General features: G+C 65.1%; 18 protein-coding genes. 2 read left to right on the forward strand and 16 right to left on the reverse strand.

Features of this window, described 5'->3' with window-relative positions:
- The 7 genes from LJE63_08965 to LJE63_08995 form a co-directional block, all read right to left on the reverse strand.
- A partial coding sequence (locus LJE63_08965; GenBank protein ID MCG6906744.1) for an RnfABCDGE type electron transport complex subunit D occupies positions 1-584 on the reverse strand: 584 nt, incomplete at its 3' end.
- A complete protein-coding gene (locus LJE63_08970) occupies positions 568-1860 on the reverse strand; it encodes a 4Fe-4S dicluster domain-containing protein (GenBank protein ID MCG6906745.1) in 1293 nt (430 codons plus the stop codon). The genes LJE63_08970 and LJE63_08965, both read right to left, overlap by 17 nt.
- Before the next feature lie 72 nt (positions 1861-1932).
- On the reverse strand, positions 1933-2370 hold the full coding sequence (locus tag LJE63_08975; protein MCG6906746.1) for a cytochrome c family protein: 438 nt from the start codon (positions 2368-2370) through the stop codon (positions 1933-1935).
- A gap of 350 nt (positions 2371-2720) precedes the next feature.
- On the reverse strand, positions 2721-3053 hold the full coding sequence (locus LJE63_08980) for a NifB/NifX family molybdenum-iron cluster-binding protein (GenBank protein MCG6906747.1): 333 nt from the start codon (positions 3051-3053) through the stop codon (positions 2721-2723).
- A gap of 72 nt (positions 3054-3125) precedes the next feature.
- The gene (locus tag LJE63_08985) at positions 3126-3962 is read right to left on the reverse strand and encodes an Mrp/NBP35 family ATP-binding protein (protein MCG6906748.1); all 837 of its coding nucleotides are present in this window, start codon (positions 3960-3962) and stop codon (positions 3126-3128) included.
- A gap of 48 nt (positions 3963-4010) precedes the next feature.
- Positions 4011-4373, reverse strand: a complete 363-nt coding sequence (locus LJE63_08990; GenBank protein MCG6906749.1) for a NifB/NifX family molybdenum-iron cluster-binding protein — start codon at positions 4371-4373, stop codon at positions 4011-4013.
- A gap of 49 nt (positions 4374-4422) precedes the next feature.
- Positions 4423-4839: a DUF134 domain-containing protein gene (locus tag LJE63_08995; protein MCG6906750.1), complete on the reverse strand. Its 417-nt coding sequence runs from the start codon at positions 4837-4839 to the stop codon at positions 4423-4425.
- A gap of 198 nt (positions 4840-5037) precedes the next feature.
- On the opposite strand from LJE63_08995, the gene LJE63_09000 reads away from it, so the two are divergent.
- Complete coding sequence (locus tag LJE63_09000; protein ID MCG6906751.1) at positions 5038-7170, forward strand: HDOD domain-containing protein; 2133 nt, start codon at positions 5038-5040, stop codon at positions 7168-7170.
- 17 nt (positions 7171-7187) lie between these two features.
- A complete protein-coding gene (locus tag LJE63_09005; protein ID MCG6906752.1) occupies positions 7188-9167 on the forward strand; it encodes a response regulator in 1980 nt (659 codons plus the stop codon).
- 37 nt (positions 9168-9204) lie between these two features.
- Here the strand turns inward: LJE63_09005 and LJE63_09010 are convergent, their stop codons facing one another.
- From LJE63_09010 to mraY, 9 genes are all read right to left on the reverse strand, one after another.
- Entirely contained in the window at positions 9205-10938 is a 1734-nt protein-coding gene (locus tag LJE63_09010) for a radical SAM protein (GenBank protein MCG6906753.1), read from the reverse strand.
- Positions 10939-11052: 114 nt separating this feature from the next.
- On the reverse strand, positions 11053-12258 hold the full coding sequence (gene ftsZ, locus LJE63_09015; protein MCG6906754.1) for a cell division protein FtsZ: 1206 nt from the start codon (positions 12256-12258) through the stop codon (positions 11053-11055).
- Between the two features lie 86 nt (positions 12259-12344).
- Positions 12345-13586 carry a cell division protein FtsA gene (gene ftsA, locus LJE63_09020; protein MCG6906755.1) on the reverse strand — a complete coding sequence of 414 codons (1242 nt, stop codon included), beginning with the start codon at positions 13584-13586 and terminating at the stop codon, positions 12345-12347.
- A gap of 2 nt (positions 13587-13588) precedes the next feature.
- A complete protein-coding gene (locus LJE63_09025) occupies positions 13589-14446 on the reverse strand; it encodes an FtsQ-type POTRA domain-containing protein (GenBank protein ID MCG6906756.1) in 858 nt (285 codons plus the stop codon).
- 123 nt (positions 14447-14569) lie between these two features.
- Positions 14570-15985, reverse strand: a complete 1416-nt coding sequence (gene murC / locus LJE63_09030; GenBank protein ID MCG6906757.1) for a UDP-N-acetylmuramate--L-alanine ligase — start codon at positions 15983-15985, stop codon at positions 14570-14572.
- Between the two features lie 4 nt (positions 15986-15989).
- Complete coding sequence (gene murG / locus LJE63_09035; GenBank protein MCG6906758.1) at positions 15990-17153, reverse strand: undecaprenyldiphospho-muramoylpentapeptide beta-N-acetylglucosaminyltransferase; 1164 nt, start codon at positions 17151-17153, stop codon at positions 15990-15992.
- Complete coding sequence (gene ftsW, locus LJE63_09040; GenBank protein MCG6906759.1) at positions 17140-18333, reverse strand: putative lipid II flippase FtsW; 1194 nt, start codon at positions 18331-18333, stop codon at positions 17140-17142. Before ftsW ends, murG begins: the two co-directional genes overlap by 14 nt.
- Entirely contained in the window at positions 18330-19700 is a 1371-nt protein-coding gene (gene murD / locus LJE63_09045; GenBank protein ID MCG6906760.1) for a UDP-N-acetylmuramoyl-L-alanine--D-glutamate ligase, read from the reverse strand. The genes ftsW and murD overlap by 4 nt, the downstream gene beginning before the upstream one ends.
- 40 nt (positions 19701-19740) lie before the next feature.
- The gene (mraY, locus tag LJE63_09050; GenBank protein MCG6906761.1) at positions 19741-20820 is read right to left on the reverse strand and encodes a phospho-N-acetylmuramoyl-pentapeptide-transferase; all 1080 of its coding nucleotides are present in this window, start codon (positions 20818-20820) and stop codon (positions 19741-19743) included.
- Between the last annotated feature and the right edge of the window lie 127 nt (positions 20821-20947).

A 20947-nucleotide genomic window follows, 5' to 3' on the forward strand; every position in this document is an offset into this window, starting at 1 on the left:
CCCAGGCCGAAGGTGGCGCCGATGCCCCCGGACTGCTGGCCAAGAAGCAGGCCCAGGAGGCTGAAATCCTCGATCGCCGCGACCCCGAAATACTTCAAGAGACCCAGCGGGTAGGCGGGATTGAAGGCGAAGTCATAGCCCACCAGGGCCGTGTCGAAGTCCACCAGATGGCCCCAGGAAACGATCAGAATGGAGAGGGCGACCACCGCCGGGTTGAAGGGATTGCCGCCGATGCCGCCGAAGATCTGCTTGCCGATGCCGATGGCGATCAGGGTGCCGGTCGCCACCACCCACCAGGGGGTCGTGGCCGGGATGAGCATGGCGAAAATCAACCCGATCAGGGCGGCATTGCCGTCGCCGATGGTCAGCGGCCGTTTCATGGCCTTGTTCAAGGCCCACTCCCAGACCATGGCCGTTCCCACCGCCACCGATACCACGCCCACCGCGGGCACCCCGTATTGCAAGAACCCCATCAGAACCGCCGGCAGGGCGGCCAGCATGGTGTGGTAGTTGCGCTCACGGATCCCGCTGCCATCATGCCAGAAAGGTGCGTGGGAAACGATGTACTTATTCTGTTTCGACATGTTCTGCCTCCACCGGGTTGGTCCGGGCAAGTTCGTATTTGGCTAACCGGATGTACTGGAAGATGGGGATCTTCGCCACGCAGACATAGCTGCAGAGGCCGCATTCGATGCACGAAAAGAGGTCGTACTCCTCCGCGCCGGCCTCGTACTGACCCGCTTCCAGAAAGCGCACGAGCATGTTGACCGGCATCTGCGCAGGGCAGACGCGGACGCAATCGCCGCAGTTGATGCAGGGGTAATCGGAGACCAGCGGCACGCTGGCGCTGTCCTGGACCATGACCGCGTCGGTGTCGGGGCGCACGGGGTAGGTGTCGCTGAAAACGGCGTGGCCGCGGAAGGGGCCGCCCATGACGATCCGGTCACGGTCCTGGAGGGTGATGCCGGTTTTCTGGAAAACGTCCTTCAGGGGAGTGCCGATGGGGGCCGCCACCAGGGATTTGGCCCCCTCCTTGTTGATCAGGGTGATGCGCTTGACAACCGGTACCCGCCCCTCGGCAAAGGCTCTGCCCAGGGCTGCGACGGCCTCGGCGGTCATAAAACAGACCCCGAGCTCTTCGAAGCGTTTGCCGGCGGGCAGCACCTGGCCAAGGCAGTCCTTCATGATCATGTGGGGCAGCGTCGCCGGGTAGCGGGCGGCGGTGATCTTGACCTCCGCGCCCGAGGCCACGGCATCCTGCATGAGATGCGCCGGGGCGACCAGGACGATGCGCGCCTCCCCCGTAATCTGCCTCAGGACGGTGATGCCGTTTCGCAGCGCCTGGATGTCTGCCTGCAGAATGTGCTGCTGGGTGGCCACCAGCAGATCGTCGTCCACCCCGCAGACCACGATCGTGGAGATGGGGTATTGGGGGTCGTTCAGGGCGCTTAACGGCGGCAATCCCGGTGCCTGGGCCAGATAGGCCGCGGCCCGGGTGAGGCTCGGTTCCGTGCCGGCCTCGCCGAATCCCGCGTCGACTTCCTCGGCGGTTACCGGCGTCACCGTGATGCCGAGAAATTGCTGGCCAAAATCGCCCGGAAAGGGGGCGACGGCGCTGATGGTGCCGGTAACCGAGGAGATCACGTAGATACCGGGGTTATCCGCCAGGGAGATTTTCTGGCCAGTTTTAACCCGGTCGCCCACTTTGCGGTCCAAAGTCGGCGTCTGCCGGGGTGCCAGGGGGAGCAAAAGGGTGACGGAGGCTGCGGGACGGATCGGTTTCGGCGCCGGCAGGCTTTTGACATCGCTGTCGTACTGGAGCTGCGGAAGCGCGTAGCCCAAAAAAGATCTTTTTATCATGGTAAAACCTTCTCGAGTTAGCCGGAATGGGGTGAAAAGCCGTTTATGCCGGGTGATGAATTGCGGCCGGTTTTACATGACGTGGCACGACGAGCAATCGGATGTGCCCGGACCTGCGCCATAATCCTCATGGCAGCCGCCGCACTGCTGGTGAAAGGCGTCAGTGCGCTTGGGAATCTCTTCGGCATCGATTTCACTTTCGTCATGGCAGTCCAGGCAGGCTTGGGGGGGCATTTCGGCGTCTGGTCTCAGGTGGCAATCCCCGCAGGGTCGGAACCGGTCCGCATCCTCCTCGTAGTGGTGGTGGCAATCGATGCAGTCCAGACCAATTTCGGTGCCCGTGAAATGCAGCTTGTGGTCGAAGAGGACCTTTCCGGCGACCCCTTGGAACATCATTCTGACGGGCGGGTCCGGAGTCTTGGCCGGAAAGGCTGCATAGCTTAAGAGCCCCAGAACAAGTAAAATCGCGGCAAGGCAATAAGCTGTCTGCAGTTCTTTCTTGGCAGTCATTTGCTTACATTCCTTTCGAGCAAGGGGTAAACACTGAAGGTTGGAGAGGGATTTGAAACCAGATTTCGCCTATCACACTGGTCTCAAGCTTTCAAGTCATTTTTTTAAAGTCCGCGCTGCCAAAAAACGAAAATAGGGAGAAATTGTGGGGACTTGTCGGACGCCGCACGGGGGGCCGGCCCCCATTGCCGACCGGCAAGAAAGGGGCGCCAATTGCTCCATCGGGTTTCATGGATTACGGGGCGTCGGGGCCGGGCCGAGACGCGTGAGGGGCAAAAAAGGGGGGTGGCAGGCGGCGGCCGCCGTGGCTGATCCCAGCTGCTGGGGGTTCGGGCGGCCGCGCAGGGCCATCAGTGGTCGCAAAGGTTGACACCGGTCACCAGGGAGTCTTCAAGGTAGCCCCGGACCAGTTTTTGGGGTTCTTCGCGTTCGGCGCCGATGACGACGTTGATGCCGTTCTGGGCGAAGAGGTTGAGGGCTTTCTGGCCCATGCCGCCGGCGATGATCACATCGGCGCCCATCTCTTTCAGCCAGCGGGGCAGAACGCCCGGTTCGTGCGGGGGGGGCTGCAGCATTTCCGTTTTCTTGATCTCGTTGTTTTCGACTTCGATCAGGGCAAACTCCTGGCAGTGCCCGAAATGGGCGGCCAATTTACCCTCGGCAATGGGAATTGCGATTTTCATTTTAACTATTCCTCCTTTGTGCTTCGAATTAACCTCAAACGCGGTGTTCGGCCCGGGTTCCGCACGGCGCCCCTAAGGGGCGATGGCGCGCGCCAACTGGGCAAAGGCTCTGGCCACGGGCGTTTCAGCGTAGCGATCCTGGAAGCAGGTGCCCTCGTCGCCGCAGGAAACCATGTGGGGATCGAAGGGAATCTTGCCGAGAAAGCGCAGCCCGAGTTGCCGGCAGGTGCGCTCGCCGCCGCCGCTGCCGAAAAGATCGATCTCGCAGCCGCAGTGGGGACAGGCAAACCCGCTCATGTTTTCGATCAGACCGAAAATGGGCATTTTGACGGTTTTGCAGAAATTGATCGATTTGCGCACATCGGCCAGGGAAACCTCCTGGGGGGTGGTGACCACCAGGGCTTGGGCGTCGGGGATCGACTGGGCGATGGAAAGGGGCTCATCACCGGTTCCCGGGGGGGAGTCGATCACCAGGTAGTCCAGTTCCCCCCAGGCCACATCGCCGATGAACTGCCGGATCACCGAGTGTTTCAGGGGGCCGCGCCAGATGATGGCGTCGTCTTTGCTCGCCGTCAGGGCCTCGATGGAGACGGCGCTCAGATTGGCCGAGTATTGCAGCGGCACGAGCTTCTGGCTGGCGTTGAGGTCCAGCATGCCCTTCAGGCCCAGCATGCGGGGCACGTCGGGTCCGTGGATATCCACGTCGAGGATGCCGACCTTGAAGCCGCGGTTGGCCAGGGCCATGGCGAGGTTGACGGCGACACTGGTTTTGCCGACCCCCCCTTTACCGCTCATGACCAGGAACTTGTGTTTTATCTTGGCAAGGGCGTCCTTGACCGCCGTGTCCTTTTGGGCCTGGGCGGCTTTGGGATCGCCCGGGGTGCTGGATCCGGGGGTGCACTGTTGCATCTGTCATCTCCTCTGGCGGCCGGCGGTGCCGGCTGGGCGCCGCCGATGTTAGACCCAGTGGCCCTCCACGTTGGGGGAATCCACGGGTGTGAGTTGGTTGCGCTTGAACTGTGCGACGGCATCGGCTACGGTGCCGCTGGCCCCCACCACAATTTTGACCCCGGCGCGCTCGAGGACCTTGAAGGCCTTGGGGCCGCAGTTGCCGGTGATCAGGACGTCCACCTGGTGTTCGGCGATGGTTTTGCCGGCCTGGATGCCGGCACCTTGGGGCAGCTCCAAATTCTGCGTGTTTTCCACAACCTCAAAGGTCATGGCGTCGGGATCCACCAGGATAAAATAGGCGGCCCGCCCGAACCTCGGGTCCAACTCCGCGGAAAGTTGCGGGCCGGTGGCGGTAATGGCGATTTTCATGGGGTGCTCACCTTTCTGTTGTTTGCGGGGGCTGGGCGGATGCCGCGCTTCAGCCCCGAATTCGGTAAAAATCGGTCTGGCTGCACGCCGGGCAACGTCCGGGGCGGCCGGTTCCCATGGGTTCATGCCAGGAATGCTGGCAATTGCGGCAGACGAAGACGCGCTCCGCATCGGCCACGATGGTGTAATTGCCTCCGGCCACATTGATGGCCTTGCCGTTGATCAGGGCGTCGGCAACGGCCCGGCGGGCATTCTGGACGATGCGGCCGAAGGTGGCCCGCGATACCCCCATGCGGCGGCCGGCCTCTTCATGGGACATCCCCAGGAGATCGGCCAGCCGGATGGCCTCGCGTTCATCCACGGTCAGCCGGACCTCTTCCAGCTCGATCATCGGAATCCCGCGCGGCTTGAAGTAGCTGATGCTGGGGTTAAAGGCCACGATGCGATTTTTCTGCGGGCGAACCATACATCCTCCATTGTGAGAATATACTCAAAAGTCTATTTTTAATTTCGGAACCGTTGCTTGTCAAGAAAAAAATGGTATCGGCCCAAGCCCCGGGCCGTCCTCCCGGCGGGCCCCGGCAAAGGGCCCCACTATTTTCTTGACAGGTGCCGAACCGGCAAATAAAGTGCTGTAAAATCTAAAAAAGTTGATTGATGACGCGTGAGCCGAGAAGCCAAAATTTTCGACAGGATCAGGAACTCCAAAAGCCTTCCCAGTCTTCCCCAGGTACTGCTTAAACTCATCGAGCTCTGCAACCGCGAAGATGCCACCCCCGGGGAGCTTGCCGAGGTCATCCGCAGCGACCCCGCCATCAGCGCCAAGGTCATGCAGTTGGTGAGCTCCGCCCACATCGGGCTGCTGAACAAACCCGGCAGCCTCGAGCAGGCGGTGGTCTATCTGGGGGCCGGGACCGTCAAGAATATCGCCTTGTGTGCTGCCGTGGTGCTGGTTTTCCGGCGGGTCAAGGGCGACCCGGGCTTTAACCTGGCGCGCTTCTGGTGGCATTCCCTGATGTGCGCCGCCACCGCCCGGCGCCTGGCCCGCTGCAACGCCGTGGTGCCTCCCGAGGAGGCTTTCCTTGCGGGCTTGCTGCACGATATCGGCAAGCTGCTGCTGTGGGTCAATTTCGGGTCCGACTACAGCGCGCTCCTGCAAGCCACCGACACCGGGGGCCAGAGCCTGCTGGCAGGCGAGGCCCAGCTGGGGGCCACCCATTGCGAGGTCGGTGCCTGGGCCATCCGGCAGTGGGGGCTGGACTCGCTGATGGCCGACGCGGTTTACTACCACCACGAGGGCATCGACCGGGTTGGCGACGCCCTGCCGCTGGTCAAAATCGTTTACGTCGCCAACGCCCTCAGCCAAGGGCCGCAGGCCGACCCGGCGGCCGGCCGCGCCGCCTGCGAGCGTCTCTTCGGCCTGGCGCCTGAGCGCTGCGAGGCCCTCGTCGGTGAGAGCGCCGAAGAGGTTCAGGAGACAGCCCGCGCCCTGGGGATGGCGGTGGAGGCCCCGTCTGCGAGCTGGATCGCCGAGCCTTCCCCGGAGGGCGCGCCCCAGGAAGTGCTCTCCTACGAGGTGCGCGACGCCTCGCTGCTCTTTGGCACCTTGGACAACCTGCTGCGGGCCGAGGACACCCGCGCGATCCTGCTGACCGTCGAACGGGCGCTGAAAATCCTCTTTGATGTCCACCAGTCCGCGATTTTTCTCTACGAGCCGGCGGACAACTGCCTGGTGGGCCGCAGCGGCGCGGAAGACCCCCTGCAGCAGGGCCTGCACCAGCAGGTTCTCTCCCTGGCCAACGGGAAGGGACTGCTGATCCGGGCCCTGACACGCAACCTCATGTTGGATTCCTTCGGCTATCTTGGCAGCGCACAGCCGAGCATTGCCGACGAGCAGGTGATGCGCGCCCTGGGCACCGAGGGTATGCTCTGCCTGCCGCTGGCGGTGGGCCAGCAGCCGGTGGGGGTGATGGCCCTGGGGCTTTCCGAGGCCCACTTCCGCCGCCTCACCGGCCGGATCAAGCTGCTGGGCATGTTCGCCCGCCAGGCGGCGACCTGCCTGCACCTCGATGGGCTCAAGAGGCGCCAGAGCGAAATGATTCAGGCCCAGCGGATCGAGGCGGCGGCCGTCCTGGCCCGCCGGGTGGCCCACGAGGCCAACAACCCCCTGGGGATCATCAAGAATTACCTCGCCATTCTGATGCCCAAACTGGGCGAAAATCATCCGGCGGTCGAGGAACTGGGCATCATCCGTGAAGAGATCGACCGGGTGGCCCAGATTGTCCGGCAGCTCTCCGATTTTGCCATCCCCATCAACCGGCCGAGCGACCGCGTGGACGTCAACAAACTGATCCTGGACCTGATCAAAGTCATCGAACCCTCGCTCCTGGCGCCGCTTAAGATCGCGGTCCATCTGGATTTGGCAGAGTCCCTGGGGCCGGTGGCGGCCGAACGCAACGGGCTGAAACAGGTGCTCATCAACCTGATCAAAAACGCCGCCGAGGCGATGGCCCAGGGGGGCAACCTGTTCCTTGGGACCCGCCGGCTGGGGCCGGCCAAAAACGCCCACGGTCCCACCGGCGAGGTCGAAATCTCGGTCCGCGACGACGGCCCGGGTCTGCCGGCCGAAGTCCAGGCGCGGATCTTCGAGCCTTTCAACAGCGCCAAGGGCGGCGGTCACGCGGGGCTTGGCCTTTCCATCGTTCACGGGATCGTCAGGTCCCTGGGCGGGCGGATCAGCTGCCAGAGCCGGGAAGGCCGCGGCACCTGCTTTACCGTCAGGCTGCCGCTCGCCTGAGGGGACGGTATCGCTTCATGGAAGAAATCGACATCAGCCCCCGCATCCTGGTGGTGGATGACGAAGCCCGGATGTGCACCAGCATCAAACGCCTGCTGGTTCCCGAAGGCTACCGGGTGGAAACCAGCACCCGTGCGCCCGAGGCCCTGCGCCTGATCGACAGCCGCCGCTTCGACGTTTTTCTGCTGGACCTTTTCATGCCCGTCATGGACGGCTTTGGGATCCTGGACCACATCCATCGCCAGGACCCCGGGGCGCCGGTGGTCATGATAACCGGCAGCGCCTCGGTTGAAACGGCGGTCAAGGCCCTCAAATCCGGCGCCTACGATTACCTGATCAAACCGGTGGAACCGCGCGAGCTGTTGCGAACCTTGGGACATGCCCTGGAAAAGCGGGCCCTGATGCGCGAAAATCGCAACATCCAGGAGCGCCTGGAGGCCTCCGAGCGCAAATTCCGCTTTCTTGTCCAGAACTCCCCGGACCTGATCTATACCCTCGACCACCGGGGACGCTTCACCTTCGTCAACAGCGGCTTCGAGAAGCTGTTGGGCTACCCTTGCCGCGAGCTTATCGGCAAAACTTACGAGACCATCGTTTTCCAGGAGGACCGCGAAAAGGCGCGCTGGCTTTTCAATGAGCGCCGCACCAAGGAGCGGGCCACCCACGGCGCCGAGCTGCGCCTGGCGTTTGCACAGGATGCGGCCAAATTCCGGCAATGCGAGGTCCAGCACCTGACCATCGAGCTCAAGGCCACCGGTGTTTACAGTCGCGCCGCAGCGACACCTTACGGCCGGTTTCTCGGCACCCACGGCGTCGCCCGCGACGTGAGCTACCGTAAATATTTGGAATACCAGCTGCGGCAGGCCCAGAAAATGGAGGCCATCGGGACCTTGGCCGGCGGCATCGCCCACGACTTCAACAACCTTCTGATGGGCATCCAGGGCTACACGTCGCTGATGCTGGCCGGTTTAGAGCCGAATCACCCCCATTATGCGAAACTCCAGAGCATCGAGGATCACGTCCAAAGCGGCTCGCAGTTAACCCGTCAGCTGCTGGGATTCGCCCGGGAAGGCAAGTTCGAGGTGCGCGTGGTGGACCTGCGGGCGCTGCTGGAAAAATCGGCCGGCATGTTTGCGCGCACCAAAAAGGAGCTCCGGCTGCGCACGCAGATCCAGCCGGACACCTGGCCGGTGGAGGCCGACGCGGGCCAGATTCAGCAGGTGCTGCTCAACCTGCTGGTCAACGCCTGGCAGTCGATGCCCGGGGGCGGGGAAATTTTTCTTCAAACCCGAAATGTCACCCTGATGGGCGACGCGGCCGAAGGCAAGCGCCTGAAGCCCGGGCCCTATATCGAGATCTCGGTCACCGACACCGGCCTGGGCATGTCCGAAGAGTTGCGCCAGCGGATCTTCGAGCCGTTTTTCACCACCAAGGAGCGCGGCCGTGGCACCGGTCTGGGCCTGGCGTCCTCCTACGGTATCGTGGTCAACCATGGGGGCACTATCGAGGTGCTCAGCCAACCGGGCGCCGGCAGCACCTTCGTGGTTTTTCTGCCGGCAACGCGCAAACCCCTGAACCTTGAGCCGGCCGCTCCCCCCGGGGTGCCCGGCGGCCGGGAGACCGTTCTGCTGGTGGACGACGAAGAGAGCGTCATCGCGGCCACCGCGGGGATGCTGCGGCGTTTGGGCTACCACGTGCTGACCGCCCGCAGCGGAGAGGAGGCCGTGGCAGCCCTCGGGGAGCACCGCGGGCGGATCGACATCGTCATCCTGGATCTGGTGATGCCCGCCATGGATGGTGCCAAAACCTGCCAGGCGATCAAGTCCATCGAACCCGGCGTGCGGGTGCTGCTCTCCAGCGGTTACAACCTGGCGGATGCGGGCGGCGAAGGGATCCCCGCCGGGGTCGACGGCTTCATCCAAAAACCCTTCGACATCCGGCAGCTGTCGCAAAAGCTGCACCACATCCTGCGGGCGCCCGGCGCCCAAACGGGCTGAGATTCCCCCACAGCCGCTCTGCGGCCCTGGGCCGCGCCTATACCGCCGGCGCCCGGCTGCAGGCCCCGCAGCGGCTGCAGGCCTCGTCCATGGGGCAGTCGGGGCTGGTGCGGGCCGCCAGGGCCCGCTGGTATTCCGCCTTTAGAAATTCCTTGCGTACCCCGTGGTCGATGAAGTCCCAGGGCAGCAGCTCCTCCAGCGGCCGTTCACGGGTGACGTAAAAGCCCGGGTTGAGGACCGACTGTTTGAAGGTCTGCGGCCAGTTCCACCCGCTTTCGGCCGCCGCCGCCAGCAGCTGCGCCACCCGCCGATCTCCCCGCGACAGCAGCGCCTGCAGAAACCCCCAGCGCGGCAGGTCCGCATGGACCCGCACGTTGGGCACCTTTTGCAACCCCGCGGTGACCTGTCGGATTTTGGCCTTCAGCGTTTTGACCTCGTCCATGGCGGCCCATTGAAAGGGGGTCGCCGGCTTGGGCACGAAGCTGTTGAGGCTCACGGTCAGCTCGCCGATGCGCCCGCGGGAGCGGCTGGAGGCGAGGAAATGGTGCTTGATCCGCTTGCACAGCGTTACGATGGCGGCCACATCGGCGTCGGTCTCGGTGGGCAGGCCCACCATGAAGTAGAGTTTGAGGTTGGGGATCCCGGCGGCCACCAGGGTTTCGGCGGCCGCCAGGATGCTGGCCTCATCGATGCCCTTGTTGATCACCCGCCGCATACGCTCGGAACCGGCATCCGGCGCGATGGTGGCCGTCTTGACCTTGCTTTGCTGCAAAATGGCGATCAGCTCCGGCGTGAGGGCGTCGGCCCGAAGCGAGCTAAACGAGATGCGCACCCCCGTCTCGCGCAGCCCGCTGCAGAGGGCTGTGATCTCCGGCAGGTCTGAAACCGCCGCCCCCACCAGCCCGATGCGGTCGGTGATGGCGGCGCCCTGGCGCAGGCTTTCCTCCAACAGCGCCAGGGGGCGGAAACGCGGCGGGCGGTAGATGTAGCCGGCGCTGCAGAAACGGCAGCCGTGGGGGCAGCCCCGGCCGGTTTCGATCAGGTAGGTGCGCGCGAAGGTGGCGTGCGGGGTGACCACCGCGCTGCAGGTGGCGGTTTGTGACAGGTCCGGCAGAAACACGCGCCGGATGCGGGGCGGTACGTCCGCCAGGGGGGTGAAGGCCTCAAGGCTGCCGTCGCTGTGGTAGCGCGCGCGGTAGAAGGCCGGCACGTAGAGCCCCGGCTGGTTGCGCGCCAGGCGCAGCAGCAGCTCGCGGCGGTCGGCGCCGGGGTCGAAGGCGTCGAAAAAGGCCGGCAGCATCTCCTCGGCCTCGCCCAGCATGAAAAGATCGATAAAGGGCGCCAGCGGCTCGGGGTTTAAAAAGCAGGCGACCCCGCCGGCCATGACCAGGGGGTGGGCGCTTCCGCGATCTTCGCTGTAAAGGGGCAGGCCCGTCCGGCGAAGCAGTGAAAGGACGGTGGGGGTGTCGTTTTCAAAGGAGAGCGAAAACGCCACGACATCGAAAGCGTTCAACGGCCGCCCGGACTCCAGGGTGACCACGGGCGGATTCTGGGACGGGGCGGCATCGGGCGCAAAGGCCCGCTCGCAGACGACCCCCTCCAGCGCATTCAGCAGGCGGTAGACCGTCTGGAAGCCGAGGTTGGACATCCCCACTGAATAGCGGTTGGGATACACCAGGGCCACCCGGATGCGGCCGGCCCAGGGCTTGCGCAGGGTGCCGTGTTCGCTGGCGAGCAGCGTCTGGTGCGGCGGAGGTGGTTTGGGTGGCATGCGTCGGGTCCCCTGTCCGATCCTGCGGCCGGCCTTGAACGCGGCCGGCCGCATACCGGATTAAGGTTTGCCCGCGAAACGCAATGTCAAGCCACCCCTCGGCGGCCGCAGCGCTCAGTCGGCCTTGCGGCGCAGGAAGGTCGGGATGTCCAGGTCGTTGTTGTCGATCACCAGCCCCCGGTAGCCCCCCCGGTAGGTGGCACCGGAGCCTTCGCCCACCGCTTCCTGTTGGCGGATGAAGGTCGGCTCGTCGAAGTTGATGGCGCGCTTCAAATCCGCCGGGGTGACGTCGCGGATTTTGCCGCGGGCGATGTTGCCCCGGGCGCTGCTGACCCGGGAGGCCTCGCGCAGGGTGGTTTGCGGCCCGCCGCCGATGCCGGTGGCGATCACGGTTACCCGCATCTCGTCGCCGAGACTCTCGTCGATGGCCTGGCCCCAGATGATCTCCGCGTCCTCGCCGACCTCCTCGTAGATGCGGTCGGAGGCCTCGGTCATTTCCTCCAGGGTGAGATCGCTGGTGGAGGTGATGTTCATCAGCACCGCTTTGGCCCCGGCAATCGAGATGTCCTCCAGCAGCGGGTGGGAGATCGCGCGTTCGGCGGCTTCGATGGCCCGGTTCTGGCCGGTGCCGATGCCGATGCCCATGATCGCCATGCCCGCCTTGGACATGGTGGTGCGCACGTCGGCGAAATCGAGGTTGACCAGCCCCGGCATCATGATGAGATCGGTGATGCCCTTGACCGAGTGCAGCAGGATCTCGTCGGCTTTGCGGAACATGTCGATCATCTTGGCGTTTTTGGGTGCAATTCCCCGCAGGCGGTCGTTGGGGATGGTGATGACGGTGTCGGCGACCTCTCTGAGGGTCTCGATGCCCTCCTCGGCCTGGCGGGTGCGCTTGCGGCCCTCGAAGGAAAACGGTTTGGTCACCACGGCCACGGTCAACGCCCCGATCTCCTTGCAGATCTCGGCAATCACGGGCGCCGCCCCGGTGCCGGTGCCGCCGCCGAAGCCGGCGGTGATGAAGACCATGTGGCTGCCCTCCAGGGCACTGCGGATGGTGTCGCTGGTCTCAAGGGCGGCCTCACGCCCTTTTTCGGGGTTGGCGCCCGCCCCCAGACCCTCGGTCAGCTTTTCGCCGATCTGAATCTTGAGCGCCGCCTTGGAGATCTCCAGGGCCTGGGCGTCGGTGTTGGCCGCAATGAATTTCACCCCGTGCAGCTGGGCGTCGATCATGTTGTTGATGGCGTTGTTGCCGGCACCGCCAACCCCGATCACCTTGATTTTGGCCGAATTGTCATTCTCCACGAATGTAAATGTCATTCCCCCCTCCTCCTGTTTGGTTTGTTATCCCGATCGTTGTGATTGCGTAGTGAGATAGACGGGTTGTCCGTTATTTTGCCGAGGCCTCAGAGGACCTCCTTGAACCACCTGCGCATCCGGGTCATGACGCGGTTGAAGATGTTGCTGTCGCGGATGCGGAATTTCTTGGCGGCCTGGTTTCGGGAGCGCTGATTCTTGGCGCCGTAGAGCACCAGCCCGACCCCGGTGGCGTACATGGGGTTGTTGACCACGTCCACCAGTCCGGTGATGTGCTGGGGTCTGCCCAGACGCGTGGGCAGGCCGAAAATCGATTCGGCCACTTCGGTCACCCCGTCCAGCAGGGACGTGCCGCCGGTCAGGACCACCCCGGAGGCGATCATGTTCTCCATGCCGGCGCGGTAGATCTCGCGGTTGAGCAGGGTGAACATCTCCTCCATGCGCGGCTCCAGGATCTCGCTCAGGATCTGGCGCGGCAGCTTGCGGGGTTTGCGACCCCCCATGCCCGGCACCTCGATCATCTCGTCGGCCTGGAGGTTGGACGGCAGGCAGGTGCCGTACTTCTTCTTGATGCCCTCGACTTCGTTTAGCGGTGCCCGCAGCCCGATGGCGATGTCGTTGGTCAGGTTGTTGCCCCCCAGGGCCAGCACGAAGGTGTGCTTGATGTTCTTTTCCGAAAAGACCGCCAGATCGGTGGTGCCGCCGCCGAGATCGATCAACGCCGTGCCGAGCTGCTTTTCCTCCTCGGTCAGAACCGCCTCGCCCGAGGCGAGCGACTCCAGGACGATGTCGCAGACGTCCAGGCCCGCCCGGTTGGCGCACTTGACGATGTTGTGGGCCGAGGTCACCGCGCCGGTGACGATGTGGATCTTGGCCTCCAGCCGCACCCCGGCCATCCCGATGGGGTTCTGAATGCCCGGCTGATCGTCGACGATGTATTCCTGGGGCAGCACGTGGATCACCTCGCGGTCCATGGGGATCGCCACCGCGCGGGCCGCGTCGATAACTCGGTCGACGTCCTGCTGGGTGATCTCGGGGCCCTTGATGGCCACGATCCCCCGGCTGTTGAACCCGGTGATGTGGCCCCCGGCGATGCCGGCATAGACCGAGGAAATTTCGCAGCCGGCCATCAGCTCCGCTTCCTCGACGGCCTTTTTGATGGAGTCCACCGTCGATTCGATGTTGACCACCACCCCCTTGCGCAGGCCGATGGAGGGATAGGTGCCGATGCCGATGATGTTGACCTCACGCCCGGTCACTTCCCCGACCACGGCGCAGATCTTGGTGGTTCCGATGTCCAGACCGACGATTATGTCCCCTTTTGCCTGCAATTTCAGGTTTCCTCCTTTTGGGACCCCTCCGGGGGGTCGGGTGCCAGCGGTCTGATCACCACACGGTCGAGGTTCTTGAGGTCGATCATGTCGATCTCGCCAAAGTCGGCGGCAACCGGCAGTTGGTTGAGGACCCGCTCCAGGCGGCGGTACTTGGCCCGGTAGTCGCTGTAGCCCAGGCAGACCGATTGCACCCGGTCGTTTCCCACCAGGGTCAGGCCCATTTCGCGGTCCACCCGGATCTGGCGGATCAAAGACCCCAGCTGGGGGACTTCGGCATCCCGCTGAATCTGCAGAATTTCCATGACCGCGGCGAACGGCAGGCTGCGCGGGGCGCCGCCGACGCTGACATCCGAAAGGGCCAGGCCGGTGATCACGGGCAGGTCGGCCGGGTCGCGGGGTTCCCAGGCCTTGAATATTTCGCCGACGTCGTTGAGCAGGAACTTGCGGCCCGCATCGAGGATCGCCAGGGGTTGTTGTTCCTGGATGCGGATCTGGATCCCGTCAGGCAGTTCGCGGCTCACCCGGGCATCGGAGATCCATGGGTGGGCCAGCAGTTTGCGGCGCGCCAGGTGGAGGTTGACCGACAGGATGTTGACACCGGGATGAATCCCGCTCTGGGCCAGGACCTCCCCGGCGTCCAAGCGAACGGTGCCCTCCACCGCGATGCGGCTGCCCCGGAAATAGTCGCACTGGGTCAGGAGGTCGTGGACGAAGACCAGCAGCAAACTGGTCAGGGTCAGGGCACCCAGGAGCCCGGCTGCGGCCGCGGCGCGCCCCAGCAGGCGCCGCGCTGCGGGGCGTGGGCCGGCCGGTGGGCGCCGGTAAGTGTTTTTGCGGGTGCGCTTCTGAACGACCATTCGTTGGTTCGCTATCTTCTTATAGTGTTAGAAAAATTTGTCAACCACAAAATGTTGTGTATTGTCGCCTGGACTTCCGCGCTTCGAGTCGGCCCGGGCAAGCGGGTCGGGCGCCCACAGCGGTCAGTGCTCGCTCGCACTGCGGGGGGGGCTTGGCGCGGCGTCCCGCTTGGCCAGAACCGCCAGCAGGCGCTCGCCCAATTTCCAAACGTCGCCGGCCCCCAGGGTCAGGAGCAGGTCTCCGGCCTGCAGCTGGCCGCCGAGAAAGGTCACGGCCGCCTCGGGGCCCTCCTGGTAGACCACCTCGCGGTGGCCGTGGGCGGCAATGGCTTCGGCCAGCTGCTCTGCCGCGACCCCCGGCAGCGGCTCTTCGCCGGCCGAGTAGATCGGCAGCACCACCAACAGGTCGGTCTGGTAAAAGGCCCGGGTGAACTCGCCGAAGAGGGCCCGCGTGCGGCTGTAGCGGTGGGGCTGAAAGACCGCCACCACCCGCCGGCCCGGCCAGCTTTCACGCACCGCATCAAGGGTCGCCTTGATCTCGGTGGGATGATGGCCGTAGTCGTCCACCACCGTGACGCCGCCGCTTTCGCCCTTGATTTCCAGGCGCCGTTGGACGCCCTCGATCTCCCTGAGCGCCGCGGCGATGGTTGCAAAGGGGATGTCCAGCTCCAGCCCCACCGCGATGCTGGCCAGCGAGTTGTAGACGTTGTGGAGGCCGGGGAGGCTCAGGGCGATCTCCCCCAGCCGCTCCCCCTGGCGGTAAACGCTGTAGCGGCTGTGCAGACCCTCGAAGGTCACCGCGCGGGCCTGGAGATCGGCCTGGGGGGTCAGGCCGTAGGTCGTGTAGCGCTTCTTGACATGCGGCAGCAGGTCCTGGATGGCCTCGTTGTCCAGGCACAGGACCGCCAGCCCGTAAAAGGGGATGCGGTCGATGAAATCCAGAAAAACCGATTTGATCGCCTCCAGGTCGCGGTAGAAATCGAGGTGCTCCAGATCGATGTTGGTGATCACCGCCACAGTCGGGGAGAACTTCAAAAACGATCCGTCGCTTTCGTCCGCCTCCGCAACGATGAAATCCCCCTGGCCCAAAAGGGCGTTGGTGTTGATGCTTTTGAGCTTGCCGCCGATGACCACCGTCGGGTCCAGCCCGCCGCGGGCCAGGACCGAGGCGATGATCGAGGTGGTGGATGTTTTGCCGTGGGCGCCGGCAACGGCCACGCTGTATTTGAGGCGCATCAGCTCCGCCAGCATTTCGGCGCGCGGGATCACCGGGATGCCCGCTTTTTCGGCGGCGGTCAGCTCCGGGTTGCGGCGGTTGACGGCCGAGGAGGCCACCACGACGTCGGCCCCCTGGATCTGGTCGCCGTGGTGGCCCCGGTAGATGGTGCCCCCCAGGCGCTCCAGCCGCTCGGTGATCTCCGATGATTTGAGGTCCGAGCCGCTCACGCGGTAGCCCAGGTTGAGCAGCAGTTCGGCAATCCCGCTCATGCCGATGCCGCCGATGCCCACGAAGTGGATCTGATATTTTTTGCGGTACATGCTTTCAGCCTTTGCTGTGGGGTGCCGTATGGGCGCCAATCAGATGGCAGCAGTCGGCGACGATCGCCTGGGCGGCATCCGCCCGGCCCAGCTCCCGCGCCCGTGCCGCCATGGCCGCCAGGGCCTCCCGGTGGCGGCGGTAAAATTGAAGCTTGCGGGCCAGCAGCGCTCCGGTCAGGTCGCGCTCCAGGATCATCTCGGCCGCGCCGGCCGCCACCAGCGCCTGGGCGTTGAACTGCTGGTGGTTGTCGGCCGCGAAGGGAAACGGGACAAACACGGCCGCCTTGCCGATGGCGGTGATCTCGGCCACCGTGGTGGCGCCGGCCCGGCAGATCAGCAGGTCGGCAGCGCCGTACTGGGCCGCGATGTCTTCGAAAAAGGCCTGCACCCGGGCGCTCAGGCCCCGTGCGGCAAACGCCCGGGCGACCGCCTGGGCGTCCTGCGCCCCGGTCTGGTGCACCCAGGTGATCCCGGACGGGTCCGGGAGACTGTCGAGGGCCGCCAACACGGCCTGGTTGATGCTGTGGGCGCCCTGGCTGCCGCCGGCCACCAGCACGCGCAGCGGGCGGTCAGGAGGGGCCACGGCCGCCGCCGGCCGGGCCGCCAGTTCGCGGATGGCCCTGCGAACGGGGTTGCCGGTGACCCGAACCGGCGTTCTGCCCGCGGCGCGCCGAGTGTCGGCAAACGAGACATAAAAACGGTCGGCCAGGGGCACCAGCAGGCGGTTGGTGATCCCGGGCAGGAGGTTCTGCTCGTGCAGCGCGATCTTGCAGCCCAGCAGCCGGGCGGCCAGGACCACCGGGCCGGCGGCGTAGCTGCCGACCCCCAGCACCAGGTCCGGCCGGAAGGCGCGCAGAATGCGCAGCGACTGCAACAGCGCCCCTGGTATTTTGAGGGCGGCCGAAAGCTGTTGGCGGCGGCCGCGCCCCTTGATGCCCTCGATTGGCACGGACGCCAGGGGAAACCCGCAGCGCGCCAGCACGCGGCGCTCAAAGCGGTTGCCGGTGCTCACGAACAGCACCCGGTTGCCCGGCTGGCGCGCCATGAAGACCTCGGCCACGGCGATGCCCGCAAAGAGATGGCCGCCGGTACCGCCGCCGGCGACCACCAGGCGCAGGGGCCTCGTCGCCTGACGGAAGGGAGCCTGTGACTGGTCAGGCTTCGGCATGCCCCTCGTCCTTTCCCGGGCGCGGTGCTCCGCCGGCGATGCGGTTGGCGCGCCGGGGGCTGGCGGCGCTGATATTGATCAAAATGCCCACCGCCGCCAGGTTGAAGAACAGCGAGGTGCCGCCGTAGCTCAGGAAGGGCAGGGTCAGCCCTTTGGTCGGCAACAGCCCCAGGGTGACGGCCATGTTGATGCTCACCTGCAATGTCAGCGCAGCGGTCAGGCCCATGGCCAGCAGGGTGCCGAAGGGATCGGCCGCCTGGCGGGCGATGCGGGTGCCGCGCCACAGGATCAGGAGAAAAAGCGCCACGATGACCAGCACCCCCCAGAGGCCCAGTTCCTCGCCGATCACCGAAAAGATGAAATCGGTGTGGGGCTCCGGCAGGTAGAAGAGTTTCTGGTAGCTCTTCCCGATCCCCGATCCCCACAGCCCGCCGCTGCCGAAGGCCATCAGCGAGTGGGTGATCTGATAGCCTTCGTGCTGGGGGTACTGCCAGGGGTCCAGAAAGCTGGTGAAGCGCCGCAGGCGGTAGTCGGTGCTGACCATCATGTAGTAGGCAATCGGCCCCAGCGCCAGAAGGCCGCTGGCCAGGTGACGCAGCGGGACCCCGCCGATGAACATCATGATCCAGGTGATGGCCCCCAGGATCACCGAGGAGCCGAAATCCGGCTGCAGCATCAGCAGGCCGGCCAGGACGACGAACACAATCACGTGCGGCAGAAACCCCACGGCGAATTCGTTCAGCTTTGCCCCCTTTTTGCTTAGGGAGTAGGCCAGGTAGACGACCAGCGCCAGGCGCGCGAACTCCGACGGCTGAAAGCTCAGACCGGCGATGTTCAACCAGCGCAGCGCCCCGCCGGCGGCGCTGCCCAAGGGGCTGAAGCGCACCGCGATCAGCATGGCGAGCGCTGCTGCCAGCAGGGGGTAGGCCAGCGGGCGGTAGACCCGGTAGGGGATGTGGCTGGTGATGACCAACCCCACGACGCCCAGCACGGCGAAAATCGCCTGTTTTTTGACGAAGAAATAGTCGCTGCCGAACTTGCCCATGGCCAGCGTCGAGCTGGCGCTGTAGACCATGGCGATCCCGATGCCCACCAGGAAAAGCACCGGAAAAAGAAGCTGCACGTCGTAGGCTGAGCGCGTCTGCGGAGACCGGCTCTCGGGCGGGGGCTGGCGGCTCATCGGTCCTCCTGCAGGGCGGCCACCGCCCGCCGAAAACAATCCCCCCGGTGGGCGTAGCTGTCGAACATATCGAAGCTTGCGCAGGCCGGCGACAGCAGAACCACATCCCCGGGCCGGGCGGCGGCCCGCGCCAGGGCCACCGCCTGGTCCATGGAGGCCGCGCTGAGGCAGCCGCCGGGACATTCCGGCCCCAGGGCGGCCTGGATTCTCTCGCGGGCCTCGCCGATCAGGATCAGCCGGCGCACCCCGCGGCGCACCGGCACCTTGAGGGCCTCGTAGCTGCCCAGTTTGTCGCGGCCGCCCATGATCAGCACCACCGGTTCACGGAAGCCCTCCAACGCCCGCACCACGGCATCGACGTTGGTGGCCTTGGAGTCGTCCACATAACGCACGCCCCCCACCTCCGCCACGGTTTCCACCCGGTGGGGCAGCCCGCGGAAGCGCGCCAGGGCGCGCGCGACCCCCGCTGCCGTGCCCCCCGCCGCCAGGGCCGCCAGGGCCGCGGCCGCGGCGTTTTCGCGGTTGTGTACGCCTTGCAGCTGCATGGGCCGGAGATCGATGCGGCGGGCCGGCTCCCGCCCGTCTTCGACAACAAGCGACTCGGCCGTCAGGCTGGCCCCCCATTCCCCCGGCCGGCGGCCGGTGAAATAAAGCCGCCGGGCGGGGCAGGCGGCGGTCAGACGGCGGATGGTTTCGGCCTCGCCGTTTAAAATCGCCGTGTCGCCGGCCTGCTGGTTTTCAAAGAGCCTGGCCTTGGACGCCGCGTAAGCCGCCGGGTCGGAGTAGCGGTCCAAATGGTCGTCGCTGATGTTGAGCCAGACCCCCACCGCGGGTCTGAAGGTTGCGATGGTGTCCAGCTGGAAACTGCTGACCTCCGCCACCACGCGATCCACGCTGCGGCCGCTGTCCACGTGCCCGATCAGGGGGCTGCCGATATTGCCGCCCACGAAAACCTCCATCCCCGAGCAGGTCAGCATCTCCCCCAGGAGCGCGGTGGTGGTGGTCTTGCCGTTGGTCCCGGTGACCGCCAGCAGCGGGGTTTGCAAGAAGCGGGCAGCGAGCTCGATTTCACCGATGACCCCCACCCCCCGCCGGCGCGCCCGGGCCAGGGGCTCCAGGGTGTGGGGCACCCCCGGGCTGAGGACGATCAGATCGGCGGCCGCGAAGGTGGCCGGGCTGTGGCCGCCGAGTTCCAGCCGAACCCCCAGCCGCTCCAGGGCCGCGGCGCGCTCCCCGATCTGATGCGCGGGGGCCTGGTCGGTCACGGTCACCCATGCGCCGCGGCGCACCAGGAAACGGGCGGCCGCCTCGCCGGATTTCCCCAGCCCGACCACCAGCACGGCTTTCTGGAACAATTCGATCGGCATTGGTCCGTCAGCTCCGTTTCACCGCAGAGGAGCGCCTGCTTCAGCGCAGTTTCAGAGTGCTCATGGAGATCAGCGCCAGGATGATCGCAATGATCCAAAAGCGCACGATCACCTTGGGCTCCGCCCACCCCTTGAGTTCGAAGTGGTGGTGCAGGGGGGCCATTTTGAAGATCCGCCGCCCCTTGGTCATTTTGAAAAAGCCCACCTGGAAGATCACCGAGAGCGCCTCGATCACGAAAAGTCCGCCCACCAGGATCAGGAGGATCTCCTGTTTGGTGATCACCGCCACGATGCCCAGGGCGCCCCCCAGTGAGAGGGACCCCACATCGCCCATGAAGACCTGGGCCGGATAGGCGTTGAACCACAGGAACCCCAGCCCCGCCCCGGCCAGGGCGCCGCAAAAGACCGTGACCTCGCCGCAGCCCGCCACCGGGTTGATCTGCAGGTAGGCGGCGATCCTGGCGTGGCCGGCGACATAGGCGAAAATCATGTAGGTGACCGCCGCGATGATCACCGGCCCGATGGCCAGACCGTCCAGCCCGTCGGTCAGGTTGACGGCGTTGCTGGTGCCGACGATCACCAGGGCGGCGAAGAAAACGTAGCCCCAGCCGAGATCCGGCGAGAGATTTTTGAAAAACGGGACCGTCAGCACCGTGCTGAAATTGGGCAGGCGGTAGAGCAGGATGCCGGCGATCAGCGCCAGGAGGGTCTGGAGCAGAAATTTGTCCCGGGCGCCGAGGCCCTTGCTCTGTTTTTTGACCTGCATCAGATAGTCGTCGATGGTGCCGATGACGGCATACCCGGCCGTCACCATCAGGGCGATCCAGACATAGGCGTTCGTCAGGTTGGCCCACAGCAGGGTCGCGGCCACGATCGCAAAGAGCATCAGGACCCCCCCCATGGTGGGGGTGCCGGCTTTCTGGCGATGGCTGGCGGGCCCCTCTTCGCGGATGTACTGGCCGACCTGCATCAGGCTCAGCCGCCGGATCACCCACGGCCCCAGGATGAAACAGATGAACAGCGCCGTCAGCCCGGCATAGATCGTCCGGAAGGTGATGTAGCGGAAGACGTTGAAAACCGTCAGGCTTGTGTGCAGAGGGTAGAGAAGGTGATACAGCATAACCAACCTCGCCAGTTCCGTAAAAAACCCAATTTCTGCGTTGCGCCGCATCTCGAGCTCGCTGCGGCGTAAATAATTACGCCTCACTTCTCGAGATTTGCGCGCCGTAACTTGGCTTTTTTACGAA

The sequence above is a fragment of the Desulfobacteraceae bacterium genome, assembly GCA_022340425.1.
Taxonomy (GTDB): domain Bacteria; phylum Desulfobacterota; class Desulfobacteria; order Desulfobacterales; family JAABRJ01; genus JAABRJ01.

Bases quoted from the DNA above. Each gene is read 5' to 3' on its own strand.
- LJE63_08985 (MCG6906748.1), bottom strand. From the start codon at position 3,962: ATGCAACAGTGCACCCCCGGATCCAGCACCCCGGGCGATCCCAAAGCC.
- LJE63_09005 (MCG6906752.1), top strand. From the start codon at position 7,188: ATGGAAGAAATCGACATCAGCCCCCGCATCCTGGTGGTGGATGACGAA.
- murD (MCG6906760.1), bottom strand. From the start codon at position 19,700: ATGCCGATCGAATTGTTCCAGAAAGCCGTGCTGGTGGTCGGGCTGGGG.
- LJE63_08990 (MCG6906749.1), bottom strand. From the start codon at position 4,373: ATGAAAATCGCCATTACCGCCACCGGCCCGCAACTTTCCGCGGAGTTG.
- LJE63_08995 (MCG6906750.1), bottom strand. From the start codon at position 4,839: ATGGTTCGCCCGCAGAAAAATCGCATCGTGGCCTTTAACCCCAGCATC.
- LJE63_08970 (MCG6906745.1), bottom strand. From the start codon at position 1,860: ATGATAAAAAGATCTTTTTTGGGCTACGCGCTTCCGCAGCTCCAGTAC.
- ftsZ (MCG6906754.1), bottom strand. From the start codon at position 12,258: ATGACATTTACATTCGTGGAGAATGACAATTCGGCCAAAATCAAGGTG.
- LJE63_09025 (MCG6906756.1), bottom strand. From the start codon at position 14,446: ATGGTCGTTCAGAAGCGCACCCGCAAAAACACTTACCGGCGCCCACCG.
- LJE63_08980 (MCG6906747.1), bottom strand. From the start codon at position 3,053: ATGAAAATCGCAATTCCCATTGCCGAGGGTAAATTGGCCGCCCATTTC.
- murC (MCG6906757.1), bottom strand. From the start codon at position 15,985: ATGTACCGCAAAAAATATCAGATCCACTTCGTGGGCATCGGCGGCATC.
- ftsW (MCG6906759.1), bottom strand. From the start codon at position 18,333: ATGAGCCGCCAGCCCCCGCCCGAGAGCCGGTCTCCGCAGACGCGCTCA.
- murG (MCG6906758.1), bottom strand. From the start codon at position 17,153: ATGCCGAAGCCTGACCAGTCACAGGCTCCCTTCCGTCAGGCGACGAGG.
- LJE63_08975 (MCG6906746.1), bottom strand. From the start codon at position 2,370: ATGACTGCCAAGAAAGAACTGCAGACAGCTTATTGCCTTGCCGCGATT.
- mraY (MCG6906761.1), bottom strand. From the start codon at position 20,820: ATGCTGTATCACCTTCTCTACCCTCTGCACACAAGCCTGACGGTTTTC.
- LJE63_09010 (MCG6906753.1), bottom strand. From the start codon at position 10,938: ATGCCACCCAAACCACCTCCGCCGCACCAGACGCTGCTCGCCAGCGAA.